Annotated in this window: 14 protein-coding genes; 10 read left to right on the forward strand and 4 right to left on the reverse strand. The window is 63.7% G+C overall.

The window, feature by feature from the left end; all coding sequences use genetic code 11:
* Positions 1–3 precede the first annotated feature (3 nt).
* Positions 4–954 (forward strand): cellulose biosynthesis protein BcsN, encoded by a 951-nt coding sequence (gene bcsN, locus shn_RS01945; protein WP_064328937.1) that lies wholly within the window; start codon positions 4–6, stop codon positions 952–954.
* A 3-nt stretch (positions 955–957) separates the two neighbouring features.
* On the opposite strand, the gene shn_RS01950 is transcribed toward bcsN, so the two are convergent.
* The gene (locus shn_RS01950; protein ID WP_064328938.1) at positions 958–1,839 is read right to left on the reverse strand and encodes a LysR family transcriptional regulator; all 882 of its coding nucleotides are present in this window, start codon (positions 1,837–1,839) and stop codon (positions 958–960) included.
* 105 nt (positions 1,840–1,944) lie between these two features.
* Here shn_RS01950 and shn_RS01955 point away from each other — a divergent pair, with 105 nt between their 5' ends.
* From shn_RS01955 to shn_RS01965, 3 genes are all read left to right on the forward strand, one after another.
* Positions 1,945–3,441 (forward strand): CoA-acylating methylmalonate-semialdehyde dehydrogenase, encoded by a 1,497-nt coding sequence (locus shn_RS01955; RefSeq protein ID WP_064328939.1) that lies wholly within the window; start codon positions 1,945–1,947, stop codon positions 3,439–3,441.
* A gap of 141 nt (positions 3,442–3,582) precedes the next feature.
* On the forward strand, positions 3,583–4,674 hold the full coding sequence (locus tag shn_RS01960; protein ID WP_064328940.1) for a YjgN family protein: 1,092 nt from the start codon (positions 3,583–3,585) through the stop codon (positions 4,672–4,674).
* On the forward strand, positions 4,664–5,740 hold the full coding sequence (locus shn_RS01965; RefSeq protein WP_064328941.1) for a M48 family metallopeptidase: 1,077 nt from the start codon (positions 4,664–4,666) through the stop codon (positions 5,738–5,740). Before shn_RS01960 ends, shn_RS01965 begins: the two co-directional genes overlap by 11 nt.
* Before the next feature lie 55 nt (positions 5,741–5,795).
* Here shn_RS01965 and shn_RS01970 read toward each other — a convergent pair whose 3' ends face one another.
* Positions 5,796–6,839 carry a Fe(3+) ABC transporter substrate-binding protein gene (locus shn_RS01970; protein WP_064328942.1) on the reverse strand — a complete coding sequence of 348 codons (1,044 nt, stop codon included), beginning with the start codon at positions 6,837–6,839 and terminating at the stop codon, positions 5,796–5,798.
* A 180-nt stretch (positions 6,840–7,019) separates the two neighbouring features.
* On the opposite strand from shn_RS01970, the gene rirA reads away from it, so the two are divergent.
* Positions 7,020–7,481 carry an iron-responsive transcriptional regulator RirA gene (gene rirA, locus shn_RS01975; RefSeq protein ID WP_064328943.1) on the forward strand — a complete coding sequence of 154 codons (462 nt, stop codon included), beginning with the start codon at positions 7,020–7,022 and terminating at the stop codon, positions 7,479–7,481.
* 116 nt (positions 7,482–7,597) lie between these two features.
* On the opposite strand, the gene shn_RS01980 is transcribed toward rirA, so the two are convergent.
* Both shn_RS01980 and shn_RS01985 read right to left on the reverse strand, forming a co-directional pair.
* The gene (locus tag shn_RS01980; RefSeq protein ID WP_064328944.1) at positions 7,598–8,005 is read right to left on the reverse strand and encodes a response regulator; all 408 of its coding nucleotides are present in this window, start codon (positions 8,003–8,005) and stop codon (positions 7,598–7,600) included.
* Positions 8,006–8,130: 125 nt separating this feature from the next.
* The gene (locus tag shn_RS01985) at positions 8,131–8,850 is read right to left on the reverse strand and encodes a LuxR family transcriptional regulator (RefSeq protein WP_064328945.1); all 720 of its coding nucleotides are present in this window, start codon (positions 8,848–8,850) and stop codon (positions 8,131–8,133) included.
* Positions 8,851–9,340: 490 nt separating this feature from the next.
* Between shn_RS01985 and shn_RS01990 the strand changes: the two genes are divergently transcribed.
* The 5 genes from shn_RS01990 (at position 9,341) to shn_RS02010 (ending at position 14,643) form a co-directional block, all read left to right on the forward strand.
* Positions 9,341–10,936 carry an ABC transporter substrate-binding protein gene (locus shn_RS01990; protein WP_064328946.1) on the forward strand — a complete coding sequence of 532 codons (1,596 nt, stop codon included), beginning with the start codon at positions 9,341–9,343 and terminating at the stop codon, positions 10,934–10,936.
* Positions 10,937–11,038: 102 nt separating this feature from the next.
* Positions 11,039–12,043, forward strand: coding sequence for an ABC transporter permease subunit (locus tag shn_RS01995; protein WP_064328947.1), 1,005 nt, complete (start codon positions 11,039–11,041; stop codon positions 12,041–12,043).
* A gap of 10 nt (positions 12,044–12,053) precedes the next feature.
* Positions 12,054–12,962, forward strand: coding sequence for an ABC transporter permease subunit (locus tag shn_RS02000; RefSeq protein ID WP_064328948.1), 909 nt, complete (start codon positions 12,054–12,056; stop codon positions 12,960–12,962).
* A complete protein-coding gene (locus shn_RS02005) occupies positions 12,962–13,816 on the forward strand; it encodes an ABC transporter ATP-binding protein (RefSeq protein ID WP_084437712.1) in 855 nt (284 codons plus the stop codon). Before shn_RS02000 ends, shn_RS02005 begins: the two co-directional genes overlap by 1 nt.
* Complete coding sequence (locus shn_RS02010) at positions 13,813–14,643, forward strand: dipeptide ABC transporter ATP-binding protein (RefSeq protein ID WP_064328949.1); 831 nt, start codon at positions 13,813–13,815, stop codon at positions 14,641–14,643. Before shn_RS02005 ends, shn_RS02010 begins: the two co-directional genes overlap by 4 nt.
* Positions 14,644–14,656 lie beyond the last annotated feature (13 nt).

A 14,656-nucleotide genomic window follows, 5' to 3' on the forward strand; every position in this document is an offset into this window, starting at 1 on the left:
TTCATGCGCTGGCTGCTTCTCGCTGCACTTCCGCTCCTTGCCACGGGCTGCACCGCCGTGCACGACCCATTCCTCGAAACCGGCTCCATCCGGCCGGATGCGCCGCCGATATCGACGGAGGTCTCGCCGGAATTCGCCGCCGCCTACCTGCCGTCGATCTCCGGGCGCATCGAAAGCGTGCGACAGACGGTGCGCGGCGAATTCTTCGAGCAGGCGATCGTCTATTCCAACGCGACGGCTTCCGCCGGCGAGAACGTGCTGACGGTGCGGGTCGGCACGCCCGCCGAGGGCGTCGCCTTCCTGCGCGCGCCGACGCGGCGGGCGATCCTTGCCGAGATGCGGCAGGCCCTGCCGGGTGTGGCCATGAAGATCAACGCGGCTGCCGGCCAGAACATGCACGGCGTCTACGGCTATGCGACAGGGCCGCTCGGCACCTCCGGAAGCTGCCTCTATGCTTGGCAGTTCGCCAAGCGGACGGCGCCGCCCAGCGAAACGGCGATGGGTCGTATCGGGGATGGCAATTATTCCGCGCAGGTGCGCCTGCGCTTCTGCCATCCCACCATGCCGGAGGAGCGCATCGCCGCGCTGATGGGCGGCATGCGGCTGAAGCCGGTGACGCGCCAGACCTTCGACATGCTGCGCTATGCCGGCGGCAGCGGTATCCTGCGCAGTCAGCCCGTATCGGTGCGCGCCGAGCCCGTGGCGATGATCGACGATGGCGCAGAGCCGCGCCACACGCCGAAGCGCCGGGTTGTCGAGGAGACGCGGGTGGAGAAGCCGGCCGTCATCCGCAATGCCGTGCGCGTGCCGCTCCCGGGCGAGGCCGGCCAGAAGAAGGTTAAGATCGCCGTCGCCGAAAAGCCGGCAGAGCAGGCCGGAGAGAAGCAGACGCCGCGGACCAGAAGCGTTCTGGTGCCGATGCCCGAGACGGCCGCGCTGACCGCGGGCGACTGACGCTCACAGGAAGATGTGGTGCTCCTGCTGCACGATCTCCTGCACGAACTCGGCGACGGTGCGCACGCGCGTCAGGTCCCGCGCGCTTTCGTGCCAGGTCGTCCAGTAGGCACGGCGGATGGCGGTGCGGGGCAGCAGGCGGACGAGCTCGTCATATTGCCGGGCAATGTAATCGTGCAGGATGCCGATGCCGGCGCCGGAACGCACGGCCTCCGTCTGGCCGGTGGCGCTGGAAATCTCGAAGCCCGCATCCCAGCTGCGCATGATCTCGCCCGTGAAATTGAGCGAGGCGGTGAAGATCAGGTCTTCCACATAGCCGACCCGCCGATGGGCCTTGAGGTCCTCGACGGTTTGCGGCGTGCCGTTCTCTTCGAGATAGGCGCGCGAAGCATAGAGGCCGAGCGTATAGTCCGTCAGCTTGGAGGAGACGAGGCGCCCCTGTTCCGGCCGTTCCAGCGTGATGGCGATGTCGGCCTCGCGCTGGGAGAGAGAGAAGGAGCGCGGCACCGGCACGAGCTGGATCTTCAGCTCCGGATGGCGCGCCGTCAGCCGGCCGAGGCGCGGCGCGAGGAAGGAGACGCCGAACCCGTCCGGTGCGCCGACCCGCACCGTGCCGGCGACGGCGGTATCGATGCGGCCGATGCTCGCCTGCACCGTCAGTATCTCCGTCTCCATCCGCTCGGCTGCGCGCAAGAAGGCCTCGCCCTCGGCGGTGAGCTCGCAGCCATTGGTGCGGCGGATGAGGAGGCGCGTCTTCAAGGCCTCCTCCAGCGCGCTGACCCGGCGGCTGAGCGTGGCATGGTTCACGCCGAGGCGGCGGGAGGCGGCGAGGATCTGCCCGGTGCGGGCCACCGCCAGGAACATGCGGGCGTCATCCCAGTTCATCTTTGCCTCCGGCTTTAATTTCTGCACAACGGTTCCTTATCCAAGGTGATTGAGTTGTGCAAATTGAAGTGCGATGATCCTCTCACAACAAACGGAGGACTCCCCATGTACGAGATCGGCCATTTCATCAACGGCGAGAAGGTCGCCGGCACCAGCGGTCGCACCGCAAACGTCTACAACCCGGCGACGGGCGAGGTTCAGGCGACGGTCGCGCTCGCCAGCGATGCGGATCTCCAGGCCGCCATCGACAGCGCCAAGGCCGCGCAGCCGAAATGGGCCGCCACCAACCCGCAGCGCCGCGCCCGCGTCTTCATGAAGTTCGTCGAGCTTCTCAACCAGAACATGGACGAGCTCGCCCTGCTGATCTCGCGCGAACACGGCAAGACCATCGAGGACTCGAAGGGTGACGTCATCCGCGGCCTCGAAGTCTGCGAATTCGTCATCGGCATTCCGCACCTGTCCAAGAGCGAATTCACCGAAGGCGCCGGCCCGGGCATCGACATGTATTCGATCCGCCAGCCGGTCGGCATCGGCGCGGGCATCACGCCGTTCAACTTCCCGGGCATGATCCCGATGTGGATGTTCGCCCCGGCGATCGCCTGCGGCAACGCCTTCATCCTCAAGCCGTCCGAGCGCGATCCGTCGCTGCCGATCCGCCTTGCCGAACTGATGATCGAAGCCGGCCTGCCGGCGGGCATCCTCAACGTCGTCAACGGCGACAAGGGTGCGGTCGACGGCATCCTTGCGCATCCGGACATCGCCGCCGTCTCCTTCGTCGGCTCCACGCCGATCGCCCGCTACGTCTACAGCACGGCCGCCGCCAACGGCAAGCGCGCCCAGTGCTTCGGCGGCGCGAAGAACCACATGATCATCATGCCCGACGCCGACCTCGACCAGGCCGCCAACGCCCTGATCGGCGCCGGCTACGGCTCGGCGGGCGAGCGCTGCATGGCGATCTCGGTCGCCGTGCCGGTCGGCGAGGAAACCGCCAACCGCCTCATCGAAAAGCTGACGCCGATGATCGAGAGCCTGCGTATCGGCCCCTATACCGACGAGAAGGCCGACATGGGCCCGGTCGTGACCAAGGAGGCCCAGGCGCGTATCCTCGGCCTCATCGACAAGGGCGTCGAGGAAGGTGCAAACCTCGTCGTCGACGGCCGCGGCTTCAAGCTGCAGGGCTATGAGGACGGCTATTTCGTCGGCGGCTGCCTGTTCGACAACGTCACGCCGGACATGGAAATCTACAAGACCGAGATCTTCGGCCCGGTCCTCTCCGTCGTTCGCGCCAAGAACTACGAGGAAGCCCTCGACCTGCCGATGAAGCACGAATACGGCAACGGTGTCGCGATCTACACCCGCGACGGTGACGCTGCCCGCGACTTCGCCAGCCGCATCAACATCGGCATGGTCGGCATCAACGTTCCGATCCCGGTTCCGCTCGCCTACCATTCCTTCGGTGGCTGGAAGTCCTCGGCCTTCGGCGACCTCAACCAGCACGGCACGGACTCGATCAAGTTCTGGACCCGCACCAAGACCGTGACGAGCCGCTGGCCGTCCGGCATCAAGGGCGGTGCGGAATTCTCCATCCCGACGATGAAGTGATCCGTTCGACCGGATAGGATTGAAGGGGCTCCCGCATGGGGGCCCTTTTTCATTGCCGGTTTTTTGTGCTCTGCAAAGAATAGCCATACGGCCCGGCCCGTTAAGCCCTCGTGTTCTATGCATTTGGAAGGGGCAAACGACATGGCATTTGCAGCATCCGCTGCGCCCGCGGGACAGGCGGGCGGCTTTCACCGCATCACGTTTACCGGCAAGGCGTCGGAATATTTCGGCATCTGGATCGTCAATGTGCTGCTGACGATCCTGACGCTCGGCATCTATTCGGCCTGGGCGAAGGTCCGGCGCAACCGTTACTTCTACGGCAACACCGTGCTGCTTGGCCGATCCTTCGAATACCATGCCAAGGGATTGCAGATCCTCATCGGACGCCTCATCGTTCTCGGCGCCTTCGTCGTGCTCAACATCATCGCGACGCTGGTGCCGATCCTCGTCCTGCTGCCGACGCTGGTCGTGCTGATCGCGCTGCCCTGGCTCGTCGCCAAGGGGTTGCGCTTCAGCGCGCGCGTTACGAGCTATCGCAATGTGCGTTTCGATTTCGTCGGCGGCGCGGGCGGGGCCTTCAAGGCCTTCATTCTCGGCAGCCTGCTCGCCGTCATCACCATCGGCATCCTCACGCCGCTCGCCAGCCGCTGGGTCTCGCGCTATATCGGCTCGAACCTGCGCTACGGCGGCAAGGCCTTCGATACGGATCCGAAGCTCGGCCCGCTCTACAAGTCCTGGCTCCTGTCGCTCCTCATCGTCATCCTCGGCCTCGGCATCATCGCCCTGATCGCCTTTCTCAACCTGCCGCTCATCCTGGCGATGATCGAAACGCCCGGTGCGCTGTCGCCGGAACAGCAGATCCCGCTCTTCATCGCCGGCGCGATCGGTTACATCGTGCTCTTCGCCACCTTCGGCATTTCGGGTCTCTTCTACCGCGCGGGCGTGCGCAACATCGCCTGGTCGGCAACGACCTTCGATGGCCAGCACCGCATGCTGAGCGACGTCTCGCGCACCCGCTACACCTGGATCGCCATTTCCAACGTCATCGTCACGCTGCTGACCTTCGGTCTGATGCGGCCCTGGGCAGCGGTGCGCATGGCGCGCTATACATGGGAGCATACCGGCGTGAACTTCACGGGTGACATCGGTGAACTGTTCAGCCGCATCGAGGCGCAGGGCTCGGCCGTCGGCTCGGAGTTCATGGACTTTGAAGGTTTCGACTTTGGCTTCTGACAATGCCACCATCGTCGGCGGAGACTGGCATCCCGCCGGCTCCAGCCGCTCGGTCGAGGCCCGCCTCGTCGAGCGGGCCGGGGAAATCGCGGCCGTGCCCGTCGGCGGAGAAAAACCGCTTGCCGGCGCGGGCCTCTCCTGGGTCGAGATTTCCGGCCGCGTCGGGGCCATCCCGCGCCGGGTGACCTTTCCCGACGGCTCGGTCTTCGAGACCTGGGACAATGACGGCATCGACCGCTACCTCGCCGCGCGCGGCAAGGGCGGTGCCGGCCTCGTGCACTGGCTGGAGCAGTTCCGGCTCCGCCTCGTCGTCGTCGTGCTCGCCGCCTTCGTGCTCGGCGGCGCGGTTTATCGCTGGGGCGTGCCGGCGCTTGTCGAGCTCGCCATCCTCACCACGCCGCCGATCGTGCCGCAGTTGATGGCGCAGGGCACGCTGGAGGCGCTCGACCAGACGACCTTCTCGCCGACGAAACTGACGGACGGCCGCCGCAAGGAGATCGCCGATGGTTTCGCGCGCATCGCCGCCCAGTCGCCGCGCGGGGCAGGCGCCTACAATCTCAACTTTCGCGACGGCGGCGTGATCGGCCCGAACGCCTTCGCGCTGCCGGACGGCACGCTCGTCATCACCGACCAACTCGTCGAGCTGGCGGGCACCGACACGGAAATGATCGTCGGCGTGCTCGCTCACGAGATCGGCCATGTCGAACTGGAGCACAGCCTGCGCCAGTTCTACCGCGCCGCCGGCATGACCGGCCTCATCATGCTGATCGCCGGCGATGTCGGCTCGGCGGTAGAGGACGTGCTGGTGCAGGGCGGCGGTCTGCTTGCGCTCTCCTATTCGCGCAGCGCGGAAGCGGAAGCCGACCGGCGTTCGGTCGAGCTGATGGCGAAGGCCGGCTTCGATCCCGCAGCGATCGCCCGCTTCTTCGGCCTCTTGGAGGAAAAGCTCGGCGACAAGGGGAACACCAACATTCTCTCCACCCATCCGGGCACGCCGCAGCGCAAGAAGGACATCATCGACTACAGCCGGATCATCACCGGCCAGTCGGATCCGGACCTGCAATAACGAAAACGGCGGCCCGAGGGCCGCCGTTTCCTATCGCCTTGGAAGGCTTGCATGATTACTGCGACGGGCCGTCGTTGAAGCCGACCTTGTCCACCAGTTCCGACGCCTTCTTGCGGTTCGCCGCGATGTCGACGAGCGGCAGGGCATCCGGCTTCAGCGTGCCGAAGGACTTGACGATGTCGGAGGGCTCGGCGCCCGGCAGGACCGGGTATTCGTAGACCTGCTCGGCATAGATCTGCTGCGCGGTGCCGGCCGACAGGAATTCCATCAGCTTCAGCGCATTGTCCTTGTTCGGGGCGTTCTTGGCGAGCGCCATGCCCGAGACGTTGACATGCGAGCCGCGGTCGCCGGCATTCGGGAACAGCACCTTGATGGCGGCCGCCCAGTCCTTCTGCTCCGGCTCCTTCTCGTTGGTCATCATCAGACCGACATAGTAGGAGTTGCCAAGCGCGATGTCGCATTCGCCGGCGAGGATCGCCTTGGCCTGGTCGCGGTCGCCGCCGTCAGGCTTCTTGGCGAGGTTGTTCTTCAGGCCCGTCAGCCATTTTTCGGCTTCGGCTTCGCCGTGGTGGGCGATCATCGAGGCGATCAGGCCGATATTGTAGGAGTGCTGGCCGTCACGGGTGCAGATCTTGCCCTTCCACTTCGGGTCGGCAAGCTCCTCATAGGTGATCTCGTCCTGTGCGACGCGGTCCTTGGACGCGTAGACGACGCGCGAGCGCGTGGTCAGGCCGAACCAGTCGCCGTCCGGATCGCGATACTGGGCCGGGATGTCCTTGTTGATGACGTCGCTCTGGACCTGCTGCGTGACGCCGCCTTCCTTGGCTTCCGTCAGGCGTGCGATGTCGACCGTCAGGATGACGTCGGCCGGCGAGTTCGCACCTTCCGCCTGGATGCGCTCCACCAGGCCCTTGTCGAGGAAGAGCACGTTGGTGGTGATCCCGGTTTCCTTGGTGAATTCGTCGAGCAGCGGCTTGATCAGGTCCGGCTGACGGTAGGAGTAGATGTTGACTTCACCATCTGCAAAGGCGGGTGCGGCAAGCGCCAGACCGGCTGTCGAGAGGGCAAGGGCGGCGAGGGACGTCTTAAGCAGTTGCATCTGGTCCTCCTGGGTGCATTTATTCTTAACTGCTAAAGTCGTGTTTAACGGCTTGCCCCCCGCAGTCAACCGTGCGATCCCTGCCATAACATGAATGTGATTTTCCGCTTTTTGGAATTGTTCTAAACAGTGAAGTATCCTATATGTGTTTGGACTTGAAAACCGGATTCGGAGTTCCCGATGCGTCTGACGAAACAAACCAACTATGCGGTGCGCATGTTGATGTACTGCGCGGCGAATGGTGACAAGCTCAGCCGCGTTCCGGAAATCGCCAGGGCCTACGGTGTCTCCGAGCTGTTCCTGTTCAAGATCCTCCAGCCGCTGACGCGCGCCGGCATCATCGAGACCGTGCGCGGCCGCAATGGTGGCGTGCGCCTGCCGAAGCCCGCGTCGGAGATCACACTGTTCGACGTCGTGCGCGTGACGGAGGATTCCTTCGCCATGGCCGAATGTTTCGAGGCGGGCGAGATCGAATGCCCGCTGGTCGACAGTTGTGGCCTCAATTCGGCGCTGCGCAAGGCGCTGAACGCCTTCTTCGAGGTGCTGCAGCAATATACGATCGACGATCTCGTCAAGGCCCGCCCGCAGATCGGCATGCTGCTCGGCCTGGAAGACGTGGTCGCGCGCCAGCCCGCCGCCTGAGGCCAATAGGCCCTTCCGCTTTCTTCCATTGTGGAAAAACCCGGCCTTTCCGACATCGCGTGATGTCGGACCGGACCGGTTTCACAATTCTCTGGAATCGCACCAGGCGCCAGCGATCATTCTCCGGCGCTGATGTCGTGCTTGACGTATTCCCTGAGGATGAACTCGATGGCCGTCGGATCGAGTTCGGCCTTGTCGATGCGGAAATCGACGCCGTAGTCGTCGATCTTCTGGAAATAGGCATCGCTGATCGATGAGGAAATGACGCCGACCGGGCCGATATAGCCGTTGCGCCTCAGTTCCGGCACGGTCTCGCGAAAGTCGGCCTGGGGCTGGAGGCGGTTGTCCATCAGGATCATGTCGAGCCGCACGCCGGCCGCGCGGATGAAATCCAGCGCCGCCTCCACCGTCTCTACATAATGCAGGGTGATCGCATAGCTCGTCACCTTGCGCATCAGCGCACTGAGGATGACGTTTTCCGCGGGGTCGTCATCGACGAGCAGGATATGCACGGTTGCGGTCATGGCGGTGAGTGAACCTGATTGCATCGAATGGTTGGCCGGAGGCCGCGGTTACTCTCATCCAGGCCGCGACCATTAACAAGTCCCTAACTCTGCTATCCCCGGCATCGCGGCGATGTTTTGCGACGTTACTGGATGATCTGCTCGCGGATCGCCTTCGCCACCATCTGCGTGCGGTTCACCACGTCGAGTTTTTTCAGGATCGTTGCCGTGTGCGAGTTCACCGTATGCTCGGAAACCGAGACGATGAGAGCGATCTCGCTGGCCGTCTTGCCGTAGGAGATCCAGCGCAGGATTTCCGTCTCGCGCGGCGTCAGGCCCATGCCCGCCTTGTTGGCAAGCACCTTGCGATAGAAGTAGTCGAAGGCGCAGTTCGCCTCGTAGCAGATCTCGTAATGGGCATTGCGGCCGATATCCTCGCCGTCGCCGAGGAAGAGCACCACATAGCGTGTGCCGGCGATGGAGTGGACCGGAATGGCGAGGGCCATGTCGAAGCCGATCTGCTCGAGGAAATCGCTGCTGCCGGCCGCGCCGTTCTCCGCCGGATCGTCTCCCAGCCAGACGGTGGGGATCGTCGACTTGTAGAAGCTCTTGAAGATGGCGGAATCGTTGAGGCGGTGGCGCTTGTCATAGGCTTCGGCAAGGCCGGCCGGCAGGTCGTGCAGCACGAGGCGGCCCGCAAGGTGACTGGTCTCGTGCTCGTTGGCCAGTTGCAGGATGCCGAAATGCTCGAAACCGTAGCGCAGTGCCAGGGTATGGAAGATGCGAAAGAAATCGACGCGATTGAGAGCCTTCTCAAGATCGCTTTCGAAATCATAGCGCCGGTAATGTTTGTTCAAGACGGGCACGTGGTCTCTATCCCTGGGATTCCACGCGTTCAAATCTAACGCCACAATCTCTGGCGGCAAAGGGTTTTGCCGGACAATTTCGTGGGGGCGGGCCACTTTTTTGCGGCCGTTCAGTCAACATTTTGAAAATAAAGGGAAAATAAAAGAAGGGCTGCCCTTCGCTCTCTTCGTCCCGCCCTGCCGCCACAGGGAAGGACAGCGAAAGGCAGCCCCTCTTGCCTCGTTGTCCCGTTATGGCACGCCGCCTGTGCCGCCGCTATCCATTCAGGTCGGGATTGACAGGGCCGGGGGTAGGTGATTCGGAATGCTTTTGAAGCCGTTTCTAATGCTGTGGAGAATAATCTTCCGCGGTTTTTTCCGGTTGGACAAATTTGTTCGCGGACTTATTGCAATCCTGCGGCAAATGTCGTTCCATCCCCGGCAAGGTCGGGGCCGGAAGTGCACCCGAGCCTGCACAAGAGAACAAAAAAGCAAACCTGGGAAGCTCACTATGAAAAAGCTGACTACTCTCCTCGCAGCGACGGCGCTTGCCTCGTTGATGGGTACGGCCGCCTGGTCGAAGACCTTCGTCTACTGCTCGGAAGCGTCGCCGGAAGGCTTCGATCCCGGTCTTTATACCGGCGGTCAGACCTTCGATGCCGCAGCGCACACGGTTTACAACCGGCTGGTGGAGTTCAAGCGCGGCACGACCGAGATCGAGCCTGCACTGGCCGAGAGCTGGGACATTTCCGCTGACGGCAAGGAATACACCTTCAAGCTCCGCAAGGGCGTGAAATTCCAGACGACCGAGTACTTCACCCCGTCGCGTGAGCTGAACGCCGACGACGTGATCTTCTCCTTCGAGCGCCAGTACAAGGAAGACAACGCCTGGAACAAGTACGTGCCGGGCGCGTCCTGGGAATACTTCTCCGGCATGGGCCTGCCCGATGTCATCGAGAAGATCGAGAAGGTCGACGACCTGACGGTCAAGATCACGCTGAAGCGCCCGGAAGCGCCGCTGCTCGCCAACCTCGGAATGCCCTTCATCTCCATCGTCTCCAAGGAATATGCCGACAAGCTGCAGGCTGACGGCAAGATGGAGCTGATGAACCAGCAGCCGCTCGGCACCGGTCCGTTCACCTTCGTCGCCTATCAGCCGGATGCCGCCATCCGCTACAAGGCCAACCCGGATTACTGGGGCGGCAAGCAGCCGATCGACGATCTCGTCTTCGCGATCACCACGGATGCCGCCGTTCGCGCGCAGAAGCTGAAGGCCGGCGAATGCCACCTGATGTCCTACCCGAACGCCGCTGACGTCGCCGAGCTGAAGGCCGATCCGAACCTGCATATCTCCGAGCAGGCCGGCCTCAACGTCGCCTACCTCGCCTACAACACGCTCGTCGCGCCGTTCGACAAGGTCGAGGTCCGCAAGGCCCTCAACATGGCGGTCAACAAGCAGGCCATCGTCGACGCCGTCTTCCAGGGCGCGGCAACGGTCGCCAAGAACCCGATCCCGCCGACCATGTGGTCGTACAACGATGCCGTCGAAGACGACAAGTACGATCCGGAAGCCGCCAAGAAGATGCTCGAAGACGCCGGCGTCTCCGGCCTCAAGATGAAGATCTGGGCGATGCCCGTCGCCCGTCCCTACATGCTGAACGCCCGCCGTGCAGCGGAACTGATGCAGGCCGACCTTGCCAAGATCGGCGTCGAGGTCGAGATCGTCTCCTATGAATGGGCCGAATACCTGAAGCTCTCCTCCGACAAGGACCGCGACGGTGCGGTCATGCTCGGCTGGACGGGCGACAACGGCGACCCGGACAACTTCCTCGACACCCTGCTCGGCTGCGATGCCGTCGGCGGCAACAACCGCGCGCAGTGGTGCCACAAGGAATTCGACGACCTGATGACGAAGGCGAAGGAAACCGCCGATGTCGCAGAGCGCACGAAGCTCTATGAGGAAGCCCAGGTGATCTTCAAGCGCGAAGCGCCGTGGAACACCATCGACCATTCGCTCGCCGTCGTTCCGATGAGCAAGAAGGTTTCGGGCTTCGTCCAGTCTCCGCTCGGCGACTTCGTCTTCGAAGGCGTGGACATCGCCGAGTAATATCGGCTACGAGAAAGCGCACGCCGCAAAGAGCGTGCAGTGGCCGGCGGCTCGAAGACATTCGGGCCGCCGGTTTTTCAAAATAAGAAGGGATTGGCTCCCATGTTGCGCTTTATCTTCGGACGGCTTGCCGTCCTGATACCTACGTTCCTCGGGGTATCGCTCATCGCGTTCTCCTTCATCCGCCTTCTGCCGGGCGACCCGGTCATGCTGATGTCGGGCGAGCGCGTGATGTCGCCGGAACGGCACGCCGAGCTCATGAACCAGCTCGGTCTCGACCGGCCCATGTACATCCAGTACTTCGACTACCTCGCCGGCCTGCTGACGGGCGACTTCGGTTCGTCCATCGTCACCAAGCGGCCGGTGCTCGACGACTTCCTGCAGCTCTTCCCCGCGACGCTGGAGCTCTCGCTCTGCGCGATCATCGTCGCCGTCGCGCTCGGCATTCCGGCCGGCGTGTTCGCCGCGGTGAAACGCGGGACCTGGTTCGACCAGTCGATCATGGGCGTCGCGCTCGTCGGCTATTCGATGCCGATCTTCTGGTGGGGCCTGCTGCTCATCATCTTCTTCTCCGGCTATCTCGGCTGGACGCCGGTCTCGGGACGCATCTCGCTGATGTACTTCTTCCCGCAGGTCACAGGCTTCATGCTGATCGACAGCCTGATCTCGGGCCAGGCGGGGGCGTTCAAATCGGCGCTGACCTACCTGATCCTGCCGACGATCGTGCTTGCGACGATCCCGCTCGCCGTCATCGCGCGCCAGACCCGCTCGGCCATGCTCGAAGTGCTCGGCGAGGACTATGTCCGCACCGCCCGCGCCAAGGGCCTGTCGCCCTTCCGGGTCGTCGGCGCGCATGCGCTGCGCAACGCGATGATCCCCGTCATCACCACGATCGGCCTGCAGGTCGGCGTGCTGCTCGCGGGCGCCATCCTCACCGAGACGATCTTCTCCTGGCCGGGCATCGGCAAGTGGATGGTCGACAGCGTCTTCAAGCGCGACTATGCCGTGGTGCAGGGTGGCCTGATGCTGATCGCCGCCGTCATCATGATCGTCAACCTCGTGGTCGACCTGCTGTACGGCTGGGTCAACCCGCGTATCCGGCACTAGGAGGCGATCCATGAGCACGGTTCAAAACACGGCCGACACCAAGACGGGTGGCACGCCGCCCTCGGGCCTTTCCGAATTCTGGTTCTATTTCTCGCGCAACAAGGGCGCCGTCATCGGCCTCTTCGTCTTCCTGGTCATCCTGTTCGTGGCGGTCTTCGCACCCTTCGTCGCGCCGCACAGCCCGAGCAGCCAGAACCGCGAGCTGCTTCTCCTGCCGCCGGTCTTCCAGCAGGGCGGCATGTGGGGGCATATTCTCGGCACCGACGCCGTCGGCCGCGACATCCTCTCGCGCCTCATCTACGGCGCGCGTTTCTCGCTCTTCATCGGTCTCGTCGTCGTGACGCTGTCGGTGGTCTCGGGCGTGCTGATCGGTCTCGTCGCCGGCTATTTCCGCGGCAAGGTCGATACCTTCATCATGCGCATCATGGATATCATCCTGGCGTTTCCCTCGCTGCTGCTCGCCCTCGTGCTGGTGGCGGTCCTGGGCCCGGGCCTCTTGAACGCCATGATCGCCATCTCGCTCGTCAACCAGCCGCATTTCGTGCGCCTGACGCGCGCGGCGGTCATGACCGAGAAGTCGAAGGATTATGTCGTCGGCTCCAAGGTCGCGGGCGCCGGCACGCTGCGCCTGATGTTCCTGACGATCCTGCCGAACTGCCTCGCCCCGCTCATCGTCCAGGCGACGCTCGCCTTCTCGGCAGCGATCCTCGACGCGGCGGCGCTTGGCTTCCTCGGCATGGGCGCCCAGCCGCCGACGCCGGAATGGGGCACGATGCTCGCCGAAGCGCGCGAATTCATCCAGCGCGCCTGGTGGGTCGTCACCTTCCCCGGCCTTGCCATCCTCATCACCGTGCTTGCCATCAACCTCATGGGTGACGGCCTGCGCGACGCCCTCGATCCCAAGCTGAAGAGGTCGTGATGTCGCTTCTCGAAGTCAAAAACCTCACCGTCGAATTCCAGACGGCTTCCGGTCCCTTCCGCGCCGTGGACGGCGTCTCGCTCAAGGTCGACGAGGGCGAAGTGCTCGCCATCGTCGGCGAATCCGGCTCGGGGAAGTCGGTCTCCATGCTCGCCGCCATGGGGCTCCTGCCCTGGACGGCGAAGGTGACGGCCGACGTGCTCACCTTCAACGGCCGCGACATGCAGGCCATGTCCGACAGCGACCGGCGCAAGATCATTGGCAAGGACATCGCCATGATCTTCCAGGAGCCGATCGCCAGCCTCAACCCGTGCTTCACGGTCGGCTACCAGATCGAGGAAGTGCTGCGCATCCACACGGATCTTTCCCGCAAGGCGCGGCGCGACCGGGCGATCGAACTGTTCCAGTCGGTCGGCATTCCGAACCCGGAAGAACGCCTCGGCCACTTCCCGCACCAGATGTCGGGCGGCCAGTGCCAACGCGTGATGATCGCCACTGCGCTCGCCTGCAATCCGAAGCTGCTCATCGCCGACGAGCCGACCACCGCGCTCGACGTGACGATCCAGAAGCAGATCCTCGACCTCCTGATGAAGCTGCAGGCCGAACACGGCATGGGCCTCATCATTATCACTCATGACATGGGCGTCGTCGCCGAAACCGCCGACCGCGTCATCGTGCAGTACAAGGGCCGCCAGATCGAGGAGGCCGACGTGCTGTCGCTCTTCTCGGCCCCGAAGAGCGTCTACACCAGGGCGCTGCTTTCGGCCCTGCCGGAAAATGCCACCGGCGAGCGCCTGCCGACGATCACGGAAAAGTTGACCGACGCCGAGATTTTTGCAGGAGCAGTCCGATGACCCCTGTTCTCGAAGCAAAGAACCTGAAGCGCGACTACCATATCCCCGGAAGCCTGTTCAAACCGGCCAAGACCGTTCACGCCGTCAAGGGCGTGAGCTTCAAGGTGGAGCAGGGCAAGACGCTCGCCATCGTCGGCGAAAGCGGCTGCGGCAAGTCCACCCTTGCCCGCATGGTCACGATGATCGATCCGATCACCGAGGGCGACATGCTGATCGACGGCCGCAAGGTCGACATCGCGCAGGAGCCGCTGACGGCGGAAATGCGCAGCAAGGTGCAGATCGTCTTCCAGAACCCCTATGGTTCGCTCAACCCGCGCAAGAAGATCGGCGACATCCTGACGGAACCGCTGATCATCAACACCAAGGTGCCGGCGGACGAGCGGCGCGACCGCGCCATGGCCATGCTGAAGAAGGTGGGCCTGGAGGAGAAGCATTACGGGCGCTACCCGCACATGTTCTCCGGCGGCCAGCGCCAGCGCGTGGCGATCGCCCGCGCGCTGATGCTCAATCCGCGCCTGCTCGTGCTCGACGAGCCGGTCTCGGCGCTCGACCTTTCGGTCCAGGCGCAGGTGCTGAACCTGCTCGCCGACCTGCAGGACGAGTTCAAGCTCACCTACGTCTTCATCAGCCACGATCTTTCGGTCGTGCGCCACATCGCCGACGACGTGATGGTGATGTATTTCGGCGAGGCGGTGGAATATGGCAGCCGCGACCAGGTGTTCGGGAACCCGCAGCACAGCTACACGAAGACCCTCTTCGCCGCGACGCCCCGCGTCGACGTGGACGCCATCCGCGCCCGCATCGAACGCCGCAAGCGCGTGGCGTAAGGATAACGGCCCA

The sequence above is a fragment of the Shinella sp. HZN7 genome, from assembly GCF_001652565.1.
Lineage (GTDB): Bacteria > Pseudomonadota > Alphaproteobacteria > Rhizobiales > Rhizobiaceae > Shinella > Shinella granuli.

Excerpts from the sequence above, each read along its gene's own strand:
- bcsN (WP_064328937.1), top strand. The coding sequence starts at position 4 with ATGCGCTGGCTGCTTCTCGCTGCACTTCCGCTCCTTGCCACGGGCTGC.
- shn_RS01950 (WP_064328938.1), bottom strand. The coding sequence starts at position 1,839 with ATGAACTGGGATGACGCCCGCATGTTCCTGGCGGTGGCCCGCACCGGG.
- shn_RS01955 (WP_064328939.1), top strand. The coding sequence starts at position 1,945 with ATGTACGAGATCGGCCATTTCATCAACGGCGAGAAGGTCGCCGGCACC.
- shn_RS01960 (WP_064328940.1), top strand. The coding sequence starts at position 3,583 with ATGGCATTTGCAGCATCCGCTGCGCCCGCGGGACAGGCGGGCGGCTTT.
- shn_RS01970 (WP_064328942.1), bottom strand. The coding sequence starts at position 6,839 with ATGCAACTGCTTAAGACGTCCCTCGCCGCCCTTGCCCTCTCGACAGCC.
- rirA (WP_064328943.1), top strand. The coding sequence starts at position 7,020 with ATGCGTCTGACGAAACAAACCAACTATGCGGTGCGCATGTTGATGTAC.
- shn_RS01980 (WP_064328944.1), bottom strand. The coding sequence starts at position 8,005 with ATGACCGCAACCGTGCATATCCTGCTCGTCGATGACGACCCCGCGGAA.
- shn_RS01990 (WP_064328946.1), top strand. The coding sequence starts at position 9,341 with ATGAAAAAGCTGACTACTCTCCTCGCAGCGACGGCGCTTGCCTCGTTG.
- shn_RS01995 (WP_064328947.1), top strand. The coding sequence starts at position 11,039 with ATGTTGCGCTTTATCTTCGGACGGCTTGCCGTCCTGATACCTACGTTC.
- shn_RS02000 (WP_064328948.1), top strand. The coding sequence starts at position 12,054 with ATGAGCACGGTTCAAAACACGGCCGACACCAAGACGGGTGGCACGCCG.
- shn_RS02005 (WP_084437712.1), top strand. The coding sequence starts at position 12,962 with ATGTCGCTTCTCGAAGTCAAAAACCTCACCGTCGAATTCCAGACGGCT.
- shn_RS02010 (WP_064328949.1), top strand. The coding sequence starts at position 13,813 with ATGACCCCTGTTCTCGAAGCAAAGAACCTGAAGCGCGACTACCATATC.